This window comes from Cryobacterium adonitolivorans, assembly GCF_004402695.1.
Lineage (GTDB): Bacteria > Actinomycetota > Actinomycetes > Actinomycetales > Microbacteriaceae > Cryobacterium > Cryobacterium adonitolivorans.
In genome coordinates, this window is record NZ_SOFL01000002.1 from 59876 (window position 1) to 76713 (window position 16838).

Annotated in this window: 13 protein-coding genes; 6 read left to right on the forward strand and 7 right to left on the reverse strand. The window is 65.1% G+C overall.

Features of this window, described 5'->3' with window-relative positions; all coding sequences use genetic code 11:
* The first annotated feature begins 39 nt into the window (after positions 1–39).
* Positions 40–444: a transposase gene (locus tag E3O42_RS00550; RefSeq protein ID WP_166787847.1), complete on the forward strand. Its 405-nt coding sequence runs from the start codon at positions 40–42 to the stop codon at positions 442–444.
* Between the two features lie 364 nt (positions 445–808).
* On the opposite strand, the gene E3O42_RS00555 is transcribed toward E3O42_RS00550, so the two are convergent.
* The 5 genes from E3O42_RS00555 to E3O42_RS00580 form a co-directional block, all read right to left on the reverse strand.
* A complete protein-coding gene (locus E3O42_RS00555) occupies positions 809–2710 on the reverse strand; it encodes an ABC transporter ATP-binding protein (protein WP_134451999.1) in 1902 nt (633 codons plus the stop codon).
* 390 nt (positions 2711–3100) lie between these two features.
* A complete protein-coding gene (locus tag E3O42_RS00565) occupies positions 3101–4090 on the reverse strand; it encodes a DMT family transporter (RefSeq protein WP_134452000.1) in 990 nt (329 codons plus the stop codon).
* 558 nt (positions 4091–4648) lie between these two features.
* Entirely contained in the window at positions 4649–5902 is a 1254-nt protein-coding gene (locus E3O42_RS00570; RefSeq protein ID WP_134452001.1) for a sugar ABC transporter permease, read from the reverse strand.
* Positions 5902–6744 carry an ATP-binding cassette domain-containing protein gene (locus E3O42_RS00575; RefSeq protein ID WP_134452002.1) on the reverse strand — a complete coding sequence of 281 codons (843 nt, stop codon included), beginning with the start codon at positions 6742–6744 and terminating at the stop codon, positions 5902–5904. Before E3O42_RS00575 ends, E3O42_RS00570 begins: the two co-directional genes overlap by 1 nt.
* A 97-nt stretch (positions 6745–6841) precedes the next feature.
* On the reverse strand, positions 6842–7906 hold the full coding sequence (locus tag E3O42_RS00580) for a substrate-binding domain-containing protein (RefSeq protein WP_134452003.1): 1065 nt from the start codon (positions 7904–7906) through the stop codon (positions 6842–6844).
* A gap of 247 nt (positions 7907–8153) precedes the next feature.
* On the opposite strand from E3O42_RS00580, the gene E3O42_RS00585 reads away from it, so the two are divergent.
* The 5 genes from E3O42_RS00585 (at position 8154) to E3O42_RS00605 (ending at position 13774) form a co-directional block, all read left to right on the forward strand.
* Entirely contained in the window at positions 8154–8945 is a 792-nt protein-coding gene (locus tag E3O42_RS00585) for a DeoR/GlpR family DNA-binding transcription regulator (RefSeq protein WP_134452171.1), read from the forward strand.
* A gap of 131 nt (positions 8946–9076) precedes the next feature.
* Complete coding sequence (locus E3O42_RS00590) at positions 9077–10138, forward strand: 2-hydroxyacid dehydrogenase (protein ID WP_134452004.1); 1062 nt, start codon at positions 9077–9079, stop codon at positions 10136–10138.
* Positions 10135–11598: an FGGY-family carbohydrate kinase gene (locus tag E3O42_RS00595; protein WP_134452005.1), complete on the forward strand. Its 1464-nt coding sequence runs from the start codon at positions 10135–10137 to the stop codon at positions 11596–11598. Before E3O42_RS00590 ends, E3O42_RS00595 begins: the two co-directional genes overlap by 4 nt.
* Positions 11598–13157: an FGGY-family carbohydrate kinase gene (locus E3O42_RS00600; protein ID WP_134452006.1), complete on the forward strand. Its 1560-nt coding sequence runs from the start codon at positions 11598–11600 to the stop codon at positions 13155–13157. The genes E3O42_RS00595 and E3O42_RS00600 overlap by 1 nt, the downstream gene beginning before the upstream one ends.
* Entirely contained in the window at positions 13154–13774 is a 621-nt protein-coding gene (locus E3O42_RS00605) for a histidine phosphatase family protein (RefSeq protein WP_134452007.1), read from the forward strand. The genes E3O42_RS00600 and E3O42_RS00605 overlap by 4 nt, the downstream gene beginning before the upstream one ends.
* Positions 13775–13784: 10 nt before the next feature.
* Here E3O42_RS00605 and E3O42_RS00610 read toward each other — a convergent pair whose 3' ends face one another.
* Complete coding sequence (locus E3O42_RS00610) at positions 13785–14891, reverse strand: magnesium and cobalt transport protein CorA (RefSeq protein ID WP_134452008.1); 1107 nt, start codon at positions 14889–14891, stop codon at positions 13785–13787.
* Positions 14892–15011: 120 nt separating this feature from the next.
* Positions 15012–16751 (reverse strand): CocE/NonD family hydrolase, encoded by a 1740-nt coding sequence (locus E3O42_RS00615; RefSeq protein ID WP_134452009.1) that lies wholly within the window; start codon positions 16749–16751, stop codon positions 15012–15014.
* Positions 16752–16838: the final 87 nt, after the last annotated feature.

The following is a 16838-nucleotide window of genomic DNA, read 5'->3' on the forward strand; positions in this document are numbered from 1 at the left end:
CCCCGACGAGTGGACACCTCACAAGAGAGAATGTTCACTATGGCAAGATCACGTCGGGACTTCACCCCTGAGTACAAAGACGAGGCCGTGAGGCTGGTTTTGACCACCGGCAGAGCGGTCGCGACCGTCGCCCGCGAACTCGGGATCAACGAGGCCACGCTGGGCCGCTGGGTGACCGCGTTCAAGGCCCGCAACAAGACCGGGCAGACCGAGGTGACGGAGTCCGAGAGGAGGACATTTGGGCGCTGCGCGGCCCCGACCGCGAAAACAACGCTAGTTAGCGGCAGCCTAGCCTCGCAACGTTCAGCCCCAGCCCGGATACGCCGCGCGCCATCGCCGGAATATAGGTTGCCAGAGGGGCATCACCGCCATAGCGAAATATTCGAGTGGTCGTCCTGGAGCTACGAGATGTTGACCATCCTGGCGACTTCCGACGCGGACTGAGCAGGCGTGAGCTCAACGGTGTCGATAACGTGCGCTTCTTTGCCAAACCAGGAATGGAAGGCCTCGGCGTAGGGGGAGAGGTACCTGAAACGAAACGAGGAGGCATCACGGAGTCGTCCTGAATTCGTCCCCGGAGGGTGGCTTGATCGGCGTGGAGCACGAAGCGATGCACTGGAATGTCGTAGGAGGCTAAGCCTTGGCTGATTTCCCGCCAATAGGACTCGACCAGCACAGTCATCGGCATCACCAGAGTGCCACCGGTGTACAGAACTGTTGAGTACATCCAACGGCGCGACCGTGTAAGACCAACCCACCTACGGGCAGATCTGGGTTCGATCCCCGGCGGGGGCACCGAACTCAGCGACTAAGTCCGGCTCAGCGCTTCCTCATCCGCCGCACCATTCTTCTGCACGGCGAACTGGGTCCGGTGCAATTCCTCGTACCGACCACCCACAGCCAGCAGTTCCTCGTGCGTACCGCGCTCCACGATCGAGCCGTCCTCAACCACGAGGATCAGGTCCGCGCTGCGGATGGTGGAGAGGCGGTGTGCGATCACCATCGCCGTGCGTCCCTCGAGCGCCTCGCTGAGCGCCGCCTGTACGGCGGCCTCTGACGTCGAGTCCAGCGCCGCCGTCGCCTCGTCGAGGATGACGACGCGCGGCTGGGCGAGTAGGAGCCTCGCGATGGTCATCCGCTGGCGCTCGCCCCCGGACAGTCGGTAGCCACGCTCTCCCACCATGGTGTCCAGCTGGTCCGGCAGGGACCGGATGAGCGGCTCGAGCCGCGCGCGGCGGACGGCGTCCCACACCTCGTCGTCGGACGCCTCCGGCCTCGCGAGGCGCAGATTGGAGAGGATGGTCTCGTGGAACAGGTGGCCGTCCTGCGTCACCATGCCCAGGGTGTGCCGCATGGAGGCGAAAGTGACATCGCGGACATCCGTCCCCGCGAGGCGCACGGCGCCGCTGTCGACGTCATACAGGCGCGAGAGGAGCTGCGCAATTGTGGACTTACCGGCGCCGGATGTACCAACGAGGGCAACGGTCTGCCCCGGCTCGATCCTGAAGGACACGCCGTGCAGCACCTCCTCGCCGCCGCGGGTGTCCAGCGTGGCAACCTCCTCGAGAGAGGCGAGGGACACTTTGTCCGCTGACGGGTAGGCGAAGCGGACGTTGTCGAACTCGACGGCCACTGGGCCTTCGGGGACGGCGACGGCGTCGGGCTTCTCCTTGATGAGCGGATCGAGGTCCAGCACCTCGAAGACGCGCTCGAAGCTGACCAGCGCGCTCATGATCTCCACCCGTGCGTTTGCGAGGCTGGTCAGCGGCGCGTAGAGGCGGGTGAGGAGGAGCGCCAGGGTGACCACGTCACCGGTATTCAACTGGCCGGCGAGTGCGAGGGAGCCGCCGAGCCCGTACACGAGCGCGAGGGCGAGAGCGGAGACGAGCATCAGTGCGGTGAAGAAGACGAACTGCAGCATCGCGGTCCGGACCCCGATGTCGCGGACACGGGCGGCGCGGACGCGGAACTCCTCGGCCTCCTCGTCGGGCCGGCCGAACAGCTTGACGAGGGTGGCGCCGGGCGCCGAGAAGCGCTCGGTCATCTGCGTGCTCATGGCGGAATTGTGATCGGCGGCCTCGCGGCGCAGCGCGGCGAGGCGGCTGCCCATGCGGCGCGCGGGTACCAGGAAGATGGGGAGCATGATCACGGCGAGAACCGTCACGAGCCAGGACGTGCTGAGCATGACGATCAGGGTGAGGATCAGCGCCACGAGGTTCGTGACCACGCCGGACAGCGTGCCACTGAAGGCCTGCTGAGCGCCGATCACATCGTTATTGAGGCGGCTCACGAGGGCGCCCGTCCGCGTGCGGGTGAAGAACGCGATCGGCATCTTCTGCACGTGGTTGAAGACGGCGGTGCGGAGGTCCAGGATCACGCCTTCGCCGATCCGCGCCGAGTACCAGCGCGTCACGAGTGACACGGCGGCGTCGGCCACGGCCACGAGGGCGATGACGACGGCGAGCCAAACGATTGTGGTGACCTCACCCTGGGCGACGATGACGTCGACCACCTGGCCGGCGAGTACCGGCGTCGCGACCGCGAGGAAAGCTCCCACGGTGGAGAGGGTGATGAAGACCAGCAGCTTGGACCGGTAGGGCACCGCGAACGTCATGATCCGCCGAACGGACTCACGGGAGAAGCCGTGCTTGCCGTCCCTGGCGGTAGAGATCTTGTACAGCGAGCTCCAGGCCGCGCCTTCCATGCTCATTGAGGTTCCTTCCGTGGGCAACAGTCCAGCTTAGATGGCGACGTGCCCGAGCTTCGCGATGCGGCGCGAGATGACGCGCGGTGCGCTGGTCAGGACCGCGTCGGGTCCGCGGTCATTCCACGACTGTGCGCCGGCTCCGAGGGAGAAGCCAAGACGGTTGTCGTCGTGGCCGGTGGACGTGGTGGTGTTCCAGCCGGGGAGCGGCCCGAGACTGACCTAATGCATGCCGTGCAGTGCGGCGAGGAGGGAGAGGTGCTGCAGCGTGTGCAGACAGGCAATCACAGGTGTCTTGTCTGGGGTCGATGCTATAAGAGAACTTGCGGATAGACATTTCTGCGTTCACTCTGCTCGGTGTCGCACTGCGCTCCTGTCGAGCGCCGTGCTCTCTGATCAGTCGCGTTCAAAAGGGCTGGCGGCCACGTCCTCGTGTGGGGGTAAGCCCGAACCGGCTGGACTCGAGTCGGTCGAGGGAGCTGTGACCGACGCGATGGCGACGCCGACGAGCGCGACTGCGCCGCCGAGTGCGGTGATCGCGTCGAACGGTTCGCCAAGTAAAAGGGCGAAGAGGTAGCCGAATGCCGGAATCGCTGCCGTGAGCACGCCGGTGGCAGCGGCGGGAAGGCGTTCGGCGCCGTAGTTGAATAGCACGAGCGTCGGCGCTGTTATTACGACACCGAGGATCAGCAGACCCCCGAGCCCTCCCCATCCGCTCGGGAGGGAGGCCGCGCCGACCGCCATCTCCACGACGAGCCAGGGGAGCATGATCGCCGTACCCCACACGGCGGTTGCCGTCGCCAGCACGAGCGGATCAACGACCCCGGCCATCTGTCTACCGACGGCCGCCCGTTGTCGGGGCCCGGCGTGTACACCCTTGCGGAGCAGCACTGTATAAAGCGCGTAGCTGGCCAAGCCGATGAGGCAGAGCATCACGCCGATGTCCAAAGTGAGGCCAGCACCCGCCACGATGACGACGCCGGCGGTCGCGAGCACCAGTCCGACGATCGTGCGGGGAGCCAGGTGTTCCTTCAGGATGAGCAGACCGAGCAGGGCGGTTAGCGCGGGGAGCGCCGCGTTGCTGAGAGCGGCCGTGCCGGGAGTAGTGAACTCAAGACCGACGTTGGTCAACGAGTAATAAATCGCAACCCCGAGGAACCCGAGCAGAATCGTGCGCGGATCTCGGACGGTACGCGCGAACAGTGGCCGACGTGCGGCGAGGGGCACGAGGACGATCAGGCCGATCGCGAACCGCCCGACCGAAAGAGCGGCTGGTGACGCCGTTTTCAATACCTCGCTGCTGATTCCGAAGCTTGTCGACCACAGCAACACGGCGATTCCGACGGCCACTAAAGGAAGGCGCCGATGGAGTGCGGTTTTGATCATGCGCGCAGTCTATGGCCGGACGTTCGATCAGAACGGCACCCATGATCTCAGTGCCATCGTCAGCACCGGCTGGACCCGCGCATGTGGATCGCGGCGCTAAACGGCGGCCGGTTTGCAGCGCTAAGTGTCTCTCGCTCCACTCGTAAGCCGTCGGCTACCGCGCATCCCGTGCCATCAGAGAGCCGCGAGCGGCGTTACGGGGAGGCTGGTCTACCCCGCCTGATAGGAATGCCCGAAGTGGCGACCTCGAGAAACGACACGTGTTGCCCGAACTCCGCCACGGCGACGAAATACTTCAGGCTGATGATGTTCACGCGGGGGAGATTCTGCGGCTACTGGTCATGACGGGCTCCTCCTGGCGTGAGCTCATCGTTGGCCTCAAGCACTCGCTCAGAGCCTACGCCGACGCGAGCTGCAACTCAACTGGCGTTGAGAAATGCTTGGTTTCGGTGGATTGGGAAGAACGACGAACCTCCGGGACGTGGGCACCAACGGCCTTCGTAAAGTCCCGGAGGTTCTCCTCATTTCAGGCTTCTGACATCAGGGCCGCCGCCGGGCCTAAGCGCGCCCATGGGAGGTTCGCGAGCGACGCGTGACCGAGTCAAGGGTGACCGCGAGCAGCAGCACAATGCCGGTGACGATGAATCTGAAGGATGAGTCGAGGTTGAGCAGGGTAAGTCCACTGGAAATGGATTGAATGACGATGATTCCCAGAAGCGCTGCGAAGGCCGTTCCCCGTCCGCCGAAGAGGCTGGTACCACCGATGACCGCCGCGGCGATGGCGTTCAAGTTCACGTCGCCTGCGCCGCTGCTCTGGCTCGCCGCCGCTAGTCGGGATGCCGCGAGGATGCCGCCAACCGCCGCGAGCGTGCTGCAGACCATGAAGACGGATGTGTAGACCCAACGCACGTTGATTCCGGCGCGGCGCGCTGCCTCGACGTTGCCGCCGACCGCGTACACGGAACGACCCCAGCTGGTGCGGGAGAGCANATAGTGCAGCACCAGGACGAGCGCAACGAAGAGCACAAACATCCAGCCGATGCCGCGCGCCTGGTTCAGGTACCAGGTCACGAACCCGAGGGCAACGAGGAGGGCTCCGCTCTTGAGAGCGGTCATCTGGATCGGTTGGGCCGAGAGGCCCGCCGCCCGGCGGGCCCGAGCCTTCAGGAATCCGTGCACGAACACGCTGGCCGCTGTGAAAACGACGAGGAGGTAGGACACGGCGGCGGGAACGAAAGCGAGCTGCGCGAAGTAGACCAGGGGGGAGTCGAACGGCAAGTTGATCGTGCCCTTGCCCTTGAGGACGAACAGCTGCAGTCCGAGAAAACTCAACAGCCCGGCAAGGGTGACGACGAAGCTCGGTACCCCGAACCGGTTGAAAATCTGGCCGTAGACCCACCCGATCGCCATGCCGGTCAGCACGGCGACGGCGACGGCGGCCCACACGTTCCAGCCCTGGGAGACAAACAAGACGCCCAGGATGGCCGAGGACAGCCCACTCACAGAGCCGACCGACAGGTCGATCTGAGCAACCAGGAGAACGCACACGATACCCAGGGCGATGACGCCGACCGCGGCGGACTCCATCAAGAGATTGACGAGGTTCGCGCTGGACAGGAATCCCCGGTTGAGGATTTGGAGAACGGTCCAGATGACCACCAGCCCGGCGACGACCGGCAGGACGCCGAGATCTCCGCCGCGAACCCTGTCTAGGAAGGCGCGAAGGGCGCCGCGGACACCGTTTCGGTCTTGTAGTCGTTCGTCCTGCTGGTCGAGGGGAAGCGGAGGAGTGAGGACCTTGGTGGTATTCATCAGCGGGTGACTTCCTTGTCAACGGTGCTCTGCGCGGTCTTGACCCCGCGAAGATCGATTTTTGCGGTTCGGAGGGTGACGGCATTTTCGGTTGCGCCGGTGATGGCCGCGATGATTTCTTCTGGGGTCACCTCGCCGACGGTGAATTCGCCGTTGTTGCGGCCGAGACGAAGCACGATGACGCGGTCGGCCACGGCCTGCACGTCGGCCATGTTGTGGCTGATCATGATCACGCCGAGCCCGCGGTCACGCAGTCGCTCGACCAGATTGAGCACCTCGGCGGTCTGTGCCACGCCGAGGGCGGCCGTCGGTTCGTCGAGGATGATGACCTTCGGGTCTCCCAGAAGCGAGCGGGCGATCGCCACGGTCTGGCGTTGTCCGCCCGAGAGCGAGGCAATCGGGATGCGTACCGAGGGGATCTTTGCGGAGAGTTGGCGCAGTAGTTCCCACGACCGGGTTTCCATCGCGATCTCGTCGAGGCGCCCGCGGCGGAGCTCACGGCCGAGAAAGAGGTTTTCGATGACGTTGAGGTTGTCGCAGAGGGCGAGGTCCTGGAACACCGTCGCTATGCCCATGTCGAGTGCCGCGGTGGGGTTGGGGATGGTGACGGGCCTGGACTCGAAGCGTATGTCGCCGGAGTCTGGCCGATGCACTCCTGAGAGCACCTTGACCAGGGTGGACTTGCCGGCGCCGTTATCGCCGACGATGGCAACGACCTCGCCGGCCGCGACGTCCAGACTGATGTCAGTTAGTGCCGCTACGGCGCCGAAATTCTTGTTGACGTTTCTCAGCGAGAGGATGCTGGTGGCTGTAGGGGGGCGATCAGTGGTCGATGTTGACATGGGTTCCTCGATCGGGCTCATCGTTGAGTGGACTGGATCCGAACGGTTCGGCTGTCGCTGTGCTGCGACAGCCGAACCCTTCGGTGTGCCGGGCGGGCTACTTGATGCCGGCTGTGGCGCAGGCTGCGGCGTAGTCGGCCGTGCAGACATCCGCCGCCGTCATGATCTTGCTGTCGAAGAGGATCTCCTGGATGTTGTCGAGGGTGACCACCTCCGGGGTGAAGAGCTGCGACGGGGTGTCGTAGAGCGTTGTGTCGCCGTCGACCACTTCACCCTGGGCGAAAGAATACGCGACCTCGGCCGCCGCTTCGGCGACGATGCTGATCGGCTTGGAGATGGTGTTGTACTGCGTACCCGCGATGATGCGCTGGGCGGCGGCGACCTCGGCGTCATTGCCGGTCACCGGCGGAACGACGGCGATGCCTGCAGCCTTGAAGGCCGCGATCGCCCCTCCTCCGGTACCATCGTTCGCGGCCACGACACCGACGATCTTGTCGCCGAACTGGGTGATCTGCCCGCTGGCCCATTCCTGAGCGGCCGCCGGGTCCCAATCGGGAGTGTCGAACTCGGCGAGAACCTCGATGCCGCTCGCGTCGACCGACGTGTGAATCCCGTCCCTGATCAGACCGGCCGCAGCATCGGTGGGGGAGCCGTTGATGATCAGGATTCCGCCGTTCGGGACGCCGAGCTTTTCCACCAGGGACTGCGCGATCTTCTCGCCAATTCCCTCATTGTCGAAGGAGACGTAGTAGTCGGCTTGTTGGGTTGGGATCGGCCGGTCGTAGGCAATGATCGGAATCTTTGCGGCGTTGGCAGCCACGACGATGCTGGCCGCAGCTGTGGAGTCCACAGCGTCGATCACGATGGCGTCGACGCCCTGTGCGATAGCGGAGTTCGCCTGCTGCTGCTGGGTGTCCGCGCTGGCGTCGGCGTTCGAGTAGATGACTTCGCACTCGGCGCAGAGCTCGGCGATCTTCGCCTCGAAGAGTGGCTTGTCCTGCTGCTCATAGCGCGTTGACGCAAGATCGGGCATCAGGAACGCAATTTTGTAAGCCCCGTCGGGGGCGGCCGTGCCGGCCTGCTCAACGCACGCCGTCAGCGTGGACGTAGCCAGGGCGACGGTAAGACCGGCCACAGCCAGCCTCGAGTAGATATTCTTCATTGAATCTCCTTGTTCGGGAATGCCGTCGACATCGACAGCAAGGACTTCGCGCTGGTGCGTGCAATGGGTACAGCCGCCGCAACCGCTTCGAGACAGTAACACAATAGAAGTTAATATGGCCACCATGAATGTTACTTTGTTACCAAAGTCAGCGAAGGGTGCGGCTACGATCAGGTGAGAAACCCCCGTGAAGCGGCCATTCGCGTCGCGCCGGCTATGCCGAAAACTCAACGAATGGGCAGCCAGAATGTCAGAACCCGCATCGCCCCGACTCCCACGCACATTGCGTCAAAGGCGGATAGTGGATCACCTTTCCGAGGTGTCATCGGCCACCGCCGCGGAATTGTCCGCCTTGACCGGAGTCAGTGTGATGACTATCCACCGCGACATCGAGGACCTGGCCCACCGCGGCATCCTGCGGCGGTTCCACGGTGGCGTTTCAGTGCTGCCGACGAGCGTTTTCGAAAGCAGTTCGGAGTTCCGGTTGCAGACTCGGGGCGCCGCGAAGGAAGCCCTTGCCCGGCGAGCCGTGCGGTTCGTGGAGCCGGGGATGTCGGTGATGCTTGACGACTCCACCACCGTTCTGGCGCTGGCTCGCCTGCTCAACGATGTAGGTCCGCTCACTGTCATCACCAACTATCGCCAGGCCGTCGAGGTGCTGAGAGAGAACGACGACATCCGTCTCATCGTCGTGGGCGGCCACTACTCGAGGACACACGACTCGTACATTGCCATGCCGAGTCACGAGTCGGTCGACTCCTACGCCGTCGACGTGGTGTTCCAGTCGACGTCCGCTATGGGCGCGGACATGACCTATCACCAGGAGCAGGACATCGTGCTGATGAAGCGTGCGATGCTGCGTTCTGGTGACACCAGGGTCCTGATGATGGACGGCACCAAGGTAGGGAGGACGTCCCTGCACCACTATGTTCCGGTGAGCGACTACACAGATGTCATCTTGACCGACGATGTGGACACCGAAACGGTGGACAGGGTGGAGAAAAATGCCCGAGTGCACCTCGTTTCGATTCGAGGTTGAGATCCGAGGAGGCCGGAACGAGGTTTTCTATCATTTGGGATGTCCAAAATAACATTCGGAGTGTTAGTCTCGTGTCCATCGGGTAATGGAGCTCTGGCTGCCTACTCCCGCCATCGCAGAAAGGCAGCCGAATGACACACATTCTCGCTGCGGGCGACCACTTCGTCTCCCCGGAATTTTTCATCCACGCCGTCCGATCCCGTGTGCCGGAACTGGACCTGACCTTCTCCGGTCTCACGTTGCCCTGGCCGCACGAGCCATTCGGCCCGGTCGATACCGTTGATGAGGCCAGCGGAACGATCCCTGAGCTCATTGCAGCCCTGGCCGGCGCTGAAATCGCCGTCACCCAGATGGCCGCCTTCACCCCCGAGGTGTTCCGACAGTGCCCCGTCCTGAAGCTGATCAGTGTCTGTCGCGGGGGCCCGGTGAACGTCGACCTGGCGGCGGCGACAGCGGCCGGCGTCATCGTCTCATTCGCCCCGGCCCGCAATGCCGTGGCAGCGGCAGAGTTCGCGGTCGGCCTGATGCTCGCCGCGATGCGCCGGGTCGTCGCAACGGACAGCGAACTGAAGTCGGGATCCTGGCGGGGGGACTACTACGCCTACGAAAACGTGGGTATCGAGCTCGACGGTTCCACGGTCGGCTTGGTCGGCTACGGCGCCATCGGCCGCATCGTCGCCCGAATACTGATTGCCTTCGGCGCGAACGTGATCACCTACGACCCCTATGCCGACCCGGCCGCCATCGCCGCTGACGGCGTTGAGGTCGTAGACCTTCCTGCACTGCTTCGACGCAGCGCGGTGGTGAGCCTGCACGCCAGGCTCACCCCGGAGACACGCCACCTGCTCAACGCCGAGAACCTGGCGCTCCTGCCCGATGGGGCAGTGCTGGTCAACACCGCCCGTGGTGGCCTTCTTGACTACACTCCTCTCCCAGCGCTGTTGACGAGCGGTCGGCTGGGCGCACTGGCCCTGGACGTCTACGACATCGAACCGCCGCCCGCAGACTGGCCCTTGTTCGCGGCTCCGAACGTGATCATGACTCCGCACCTGGCGGGCGCCACCCGGCAGACGGCGCAGCGCGCGGCGGACATCGTCGGTGATGACATCGCGCGTTACCTGCGCGGGGAACGGCCGCAGCACGTCGCCAACCCGCTTGTCTTCGAAGGCCTGGTCACCGGGAGCGTGCGATGATAATCGGCGTCGACATCGGCACCTCTGTGACGAAGGCGTCCGTGATCTTCCACGACGGCACCGTCGGTGCGACGGCGAGCATGCGATCCACCCTGAATTTCGGTGAGGGTGGGCAGGTCGAGCAGGACTTGGACGACGTGATCAACTCGGTTGCCACGGTGGTTCGTGAAGTTGCCGCCTCTACAACGGAACTCGTCGAGGCAGTGGCGATCACCGGACAAGGCGACGGCCTGTGGCTGCGCGACGCCGCCGGCCGCTCCGTCCGCCCCGCGATCTCCTGGATGGATGCGAGGGCGTCTGCAATCGTGGAGGCCTGGAACGCGGGAGGGGAGCAGAGCGTATCCAACCGGGTTTACGGACTGACCGGATCCGGCCTCTTCCCGGGGTGTCACGCTGGCCTGCTCGCTTGGCTCGCCGAGAACGAACCGGACTCCTTGGCGCAGGCGGCCGTGGCCGGCTATTGCATCGACGCCGTCCTGCACAATCTCACCGGTGAACTCACCGTGGACGCCTCCGATGCGTCGTTGCCTTTTCTGGATGTGCGCAGCCGCACCTATGTCAGCGAGGCGCTGCAGCTGTGCGGGATCGCTGAGTGGGGCCACTTGCTGCCGCAGCCCGCCGAATCGGGCACCGTCTTCCGGCTCGATGCCCGGGGGAGCGCCCTACTAGGCTTGCCGGACGGCACCCCCGTCACGGGCGGCCCGTACGACCTCCAAGCGTGCGGGTTCGGTTCCGGCACAACCCGGCTCGGCGAGGGCACCCTTGTTGTGGGAACGACGTTGAGCTGCCAGGTGCTCACGAACGACACCACCATCGACCCCGCCGCGGACCCGGCGGGCATGTGGCTCTGCACTCCCGACCCCGAGCTGTTCCTGCGGGTCATGCCGTCCATGGTGGGCACGGCCAGCATCGACTGGCTGTTGTCACTGTTCGAGCTGCAGCCTACCGACCTCAACGCCTTGCTAGAACAGAGCCCCCCGGGAGCGAACGGCGTCGGGGCGCTGTCGTTCCTCTCACCCGCGGGCGAGCGTGCACCCTTCGTCGACCCCCTGGCACGCGGCCAATTCTCGGGTCTGCAGTTGCGCAGCACCCGCGCCGACCTCGTACGCGGGCTCTGCGAGGGCTTGGCATTCGCCGCACGTCACTGCTTCGAGGAAATGAACCTTGATGGAGACGTCGCTGCCTGCGGCGGCGGACTGCAGTCCGACGCTTGGGCGCAGATATTCGCCGACGTGCTCGGCCGGCCGCTGTACCGTCCCGTCGACGCCGCCGTCGGCGCCCGCGGGGCAGCCATGGTCGCGTGGGCCGGGCTGGGCAAGCCCGTGGATGAGGCGGTGTGGCGCTCTCAGCGCCGAAAGATAGAACCGCACCCGGAGCGCGCCGCACAATACGACGCCTCGTACGCCGTCTACTGTGCGCAGCTTGCCAGCGCCCGGTCGCTCTGGGCGCTGGCCCGCTGATGACATCCGGCAGTGGCATCCTCGGCTCAGCCCTCTGGTTGGGTGTGGATCTCGGCACTCAGAGTGTGAAGGTGAGCGTTGTCGACGACGTCGGGCTCGTGCACGCGGCAGCGTCCGCACCCCTGGCCAGCACCCGCAACGGCCCCCGCCACGAGCAAGACCCGCGCGCCTGGGTGGGTCAAACCCGAACGGCGATGGCGGCAGCGCTCACGACGCTCACTCCTGCAGACCGGGCCCGCATCCGGGGAGTCGCCATGTGCGCGACCTCCGGAACCATCGCGACCGTTGATGTGACGGGCTCGCCGGTATCCACCGGTCTTATGTACGACGACTCGCGGGCGGGGAACCTCAGCGACGAGGTCGCCGCCGCTGACCCCGAACGCTGGCAGCGGCTCGGCTACCGCATCCAGCCGACCTGGGCGTTGCCGAAAATCCTCTGGTTGTCGCGCAACGGCTACCTGGCCGACGGGCTCCGTGTGGCCACCCAGGCGGACGTTGTCGCGGCGGCGCTGACCGGTGGCCCCGTGGCATCGGACTGGAGCCACAGTCTGAAATCCGGCTACGACCTGATCGAGGCGACCTGGCCCATCCGGGCGCTCGACACCCTCGGGATCGATGCGCGTCATCTGCCGGACGTCGTAGCGCCCGGCACTGTGCTCGGCCACTCCTGCGCCGACTGGTCCACTGGAACCGGGCTGCCCGAACGCACTCCGGTCTACGCGGGCATGACCGACGGATGCGCCGCACAGCTCAGCGCTGGCACGCTCGCCCTCGGCGACTGGCACACGGTCATCGGCACCACCATGGTGGTCAAGGGAGTCAGCGACCGCATCGTCATCGACGACTCCGGTGCCGTCTACTCCCACCGTGCGCCACACGACGGACTCTGGTTCCCCGGCGGCGCCTCCAGCGTCGGCGCCGGAGCAATCACGGCAATGTTCGAGGGAGTTGATCTGGCCGCCGGCACCGCGCGAATCGCCGACGCTTACACTGCGCGGCCGGACCGTATCCCGATTTGTTACCCGTTGGTCGGATCGGGCGAGCGCTTCCCGGTCGTGCGCCCTGACGCACACGGATTCGTGCGTGCGGGCCACGCCGAATACTCGCTGCTCGAAGCGTCCGGTCATCTGGACGGTGATGCGCTCCTTGCCTCGATCTTCCTCGGCGTCGCGTGTGTTGAGCGGCTCGCGGTTGAGACCATGTCGGATGCCGGCGCGACTGTGACCGGCAGCTTCAGTACCTCCGGCGGCGGAACTCGAAACTCCTGGTGGACCCAGCTGCGGGCCGACCTCCTGGGCCGGGCTCTCACCGTTCCGGTCTCCGCTGAGGGGTCGATCGGAATGGCGATTCTCGCCGCGTGGGCGGCCGGACACCGTAAGTCGACCGCTGATGCAGCAGCTGTGGCCACGCTGCCCGAGACCGCGGGCCGGATGTCTCTGGTCGGTCGGGTCGTCGAACCGGACCCGACCCGCCGGGCGGTGCTGGACGAGCACTACGCCGCGTTCCGGGACACGCTTGTGACCCGTGGCTGGGTCCCGAGCGAACGGATCGTTGCGTGACCATCGTGCACCTCGCTCGCCACGGCGAAACCGTGTGGCATGCCGAGAACCGGTATGCGGGTTCGTCGGATGTTGGGCTCACCGAACTCGGTCGGGCCCAGGCCGAGACGCTGGGACGCTGGGCGGCCGGCACCCGGCCGGTCGCCGTGTACTCCTCGGACTTATCGCGGGCACGGATAACGGCAACTCCGGCGGCATCCGTTCTCGGGCTCGACCTGAACATCGACGCGCGCCTACGCGAAGTAGATTTCGGTCGCGGCGAGGGACTGACCACGGCCGAAATGCGCGAACAGTTCCCGGAGGAGCTGGCCGAGTTCCACCGGCATCCCGGCCTTTCCCCACTTCCTGGCGGCGAATCCGGCCTCGAGGCCGTGGCCCGCGCCTGGGCTGCCCTGGAGCAGATCGCCACGCGCCACGAACCCGGTCCGGTTCTTGTCGTTATGCACTCCACCCTCATGCGCCTCGTGCTGTGCAGGGTCCTGGACATGCCTCTGGATCGCTATCGGTCTGCTTTCCCCAGTGTCGTCAATGCCGCAATTACGACGGTCTCGCTCGGATCGAACCCGCCCGCACTGCACGCCTATAACGTGACCCAATTTCCGGGAGCTGAACCGTAACCTGCATCCGCTACATCCACTTTTTACGCCGGAACGTCAGATAGAGAGTCAGGGCGAATGTGACCATTCCGCCGACGGCGAGCGGGTAGCCGAATGCCCAGTGCAACTCCGGCATCTCGTCGAAGTTCATGCCGTAGACAGCGGCGATCAGCGTGGGGGCGAAAAGGATCGCGGCCCAGCCGGAGATCTTCTTCATATCTTCGTTCTGCCGTTGAGCCACTAACGTCGCGTTCACGCTGAGGATTTGCGACAGGGCGTCCCTGAGCTCGAAGTCCCGGGCCTCGGCGCGGGCAAGATGGTCCGCAACGTCCTGCAAATAGGTCTGAAGCGGTTCGGGAATGCCGTAGCGATCGAACCCCTTCCGAAGCGACTCGATCACGTCGGTTAGCGATGAGGTCGCGTGCTGCAGGTCGATGACCTCCTGGCTCAATCGGTAGATCCGCTCGGCGACAGCGGCATCTCCGCTGAACACCTGGCGTTCAATCTGTTCCTTGTCGATGGCGAGTCCGCGCAGCACCGGCGTGTAGCCGTCGACGATGGCATCGAGCAGCCGGTACAGCACCGCTTCCGGACCAAGCCTGAGCAGGTCCTCATCATTGAGTAGGGTGTGGTCGGCCACGTCTGTGGCGTTGTTGGGCAGGTGCGCCTCATCGGAGCCATCGATCCAGCGCCCGTCCTGGCAGAGCACCGCAATCGCGTGCGGTCGAACCAAAACGTGGAACTCGGAAAAGTCGACGTCTTCGGCCTCGTCCAGGTACCTCGCCGAGCGCACCACCATATAGAGCACGTCGCCGTAACGCTCCAGCTTCGGCCGCTGGCCGGCGTGCTGCAGGTCCTCGACCAGGAGCGGATGCAGACCCCAGGCCTCGGCCAGTTCGTCGACGTCTTCCGGCGTGGGGGCCGGGAAGAGGCAGAGCGCGATTCGGTCCGGTCCCGCCTGGGCGAACGCGAGCGCGTCTAAGATGGTCGCATCTGCCGGCGCCACGGAGAGCCGGCCGTCGATGACGTAGCGGGTGCGTCGGGTCGTCGCGGATAGCGGCGGATGCTGGCCGCTACCGCTTCGGCGGAACAGTCGGCCCCGTTGCGCCGTTGCGCCGTCATTCTGTCGTTGAGACATGTCGCCCTCGTTCCTCGAATCGAACGAGGTACCGCCCACCACAATACGGTTCGATTGTCTAGCTGCGACTGATGCTCCCGACGACGCTAAGCCGCGGGAGCATCAGCAGCTGCGGCCCGCTCAGCTGGTCGTGAGTGGGAGCTGAAGATAGGAGAGGTGCTGGCCGCCGGTGTGGATGACGTGCTGACCGGTGTTGGCGCCGGTGTACTCCCGGATCGCCGGCATCAACGTTCCGAGTAGGTTGTGGGAACTGATGATGAAACGCAGCTGCTCGCCGGGGTGGAATGCGAGACCGACGGGGAGCAGGTCGATTTCGATCTCCACGATCTCGCCGGACGCGAGCTTCTCGATGCGGTCGAAGCTGTGCGCGGGCACGTCGGCGGTGGACAGCGTCTCGTCCAGGTGGCGTGCGGACACCCGCAACCGCCCGTCGGAGCCCTTGTAGCGCAGGATCGTCGCGCCGTGATCGGTCAGGTCGTGCGCCACCGCGCTCTGGTTGGGCACGGTGAACGCCTGCAGCGGCGTCCCGTACTTGTCGAGCTTCTGCACGAGCACGAACAGGTCCATGTCGTCGGCATCGCGCGCTTCCACCCAGAGGTGAGCCTTTGGATAGCCGGCCAACACCGTTTCTTCATCGAAGCGGATGAGGAATGACACCGCGTTCGGGTTCGCGTCAACGAGGTAGGCCGCACTGGCCTCCGCGGCCGGCGCGTCGGTGCTCAACCGGCGGGTGCCGGCGTCGAGGTAGAACTTCGTCGAGGTGACGTCGGCCGGCGGGAAGACATCTGCCTCCAGGCCCACCAGGTCGCCGCCCTCGAGGTCGAGGACCGAGAAGCGCACCCGCGGGGTGGTGTCCCATCCGTTGTCGACGCCTTTCAAGTAGTGGTCGAAGAAGCGGCGCAGGTCCTCCACGTTGGCTTCGTCGTAGTAGTCGGGCCATTCCTGGCCGTTGTGGATGCGCAGCCACTTCTCCTCCGAGGCAATCCGCCGCCAGGCGCGGAACGTTCCGGCGGTGTGCAGGGTGTTCGAGTAGCTGGCCACGATGTACGCCGGCACGGTGATCTTCTCGAAGTCGGGGATCTTGTTCTCCCACAGTTCGGTCATGAGGGGGTAGCGTTCAGCTTCGGCCAGGAGGTCTTCTTTCCGGTTCTTGCCGAAGAAGCTGCCGTCTTGGAGCTGCTGCGCGAATCCAGTGTCGGGCATGCCGCCGCGTAGCACCAGGTCACGGTAGACGTCGCTGACGCCCTCCCACGGGTTGATGGCCACGAGGTGGGGCGGCTGCTCGGCTGCGGTGAACCATTGGGACACCGCGAGGTACGAGGTGCCGCTCATTCCGACCTTGCCGGTGCACCATTCCTGCTCGGCCAGCCACTCGATCAAGTCGTAGCAATCGCGACCTTCCTGGCGGTCCCAGATCACGCTGTCGCCTTCGGAGTCGACCACTCCGCGGATGTCCGGGTTGCAGACCGCGTAACCCTGAGCGCACCAGTACGCCGGGTCGGGGGCCTCGAATTTTTCCAGTCCCGAGACGATTTCATTGGACAGGCCAACCAGGCCGAAGACGCCCATCACGCTGCCCGAGGTTCCCTGTCCCTTGCCGTATGGGCTCCACGCCACAATGACCGGCACCTGCGCCGTGCCGGCCGGGCGAAACACGTCAACATGGATCGTGACCCCGTCGCGGAGTGTCACGGCTACGTCTTTCTCGAACACGATGTCCACCGGCAACTCGCGGAACTGCGGCGCGACCCGGAAGCCAGCCTCCAGCGTGCGGGTGCCGGGGTCAAAAGCGGTCAGCAGACCGGTTCGGGCCGGCGGTAGCGGGTGGGACGGAACGAACATCTTTTGGTCATCGCTCATGGCGAGCTCCTCTTGTCTCGTGACCCAGGGACCTTTTTCTCGGATCGGTGCGAGCGTACGCTCATTCGAACAGAAACTCAACGCTTG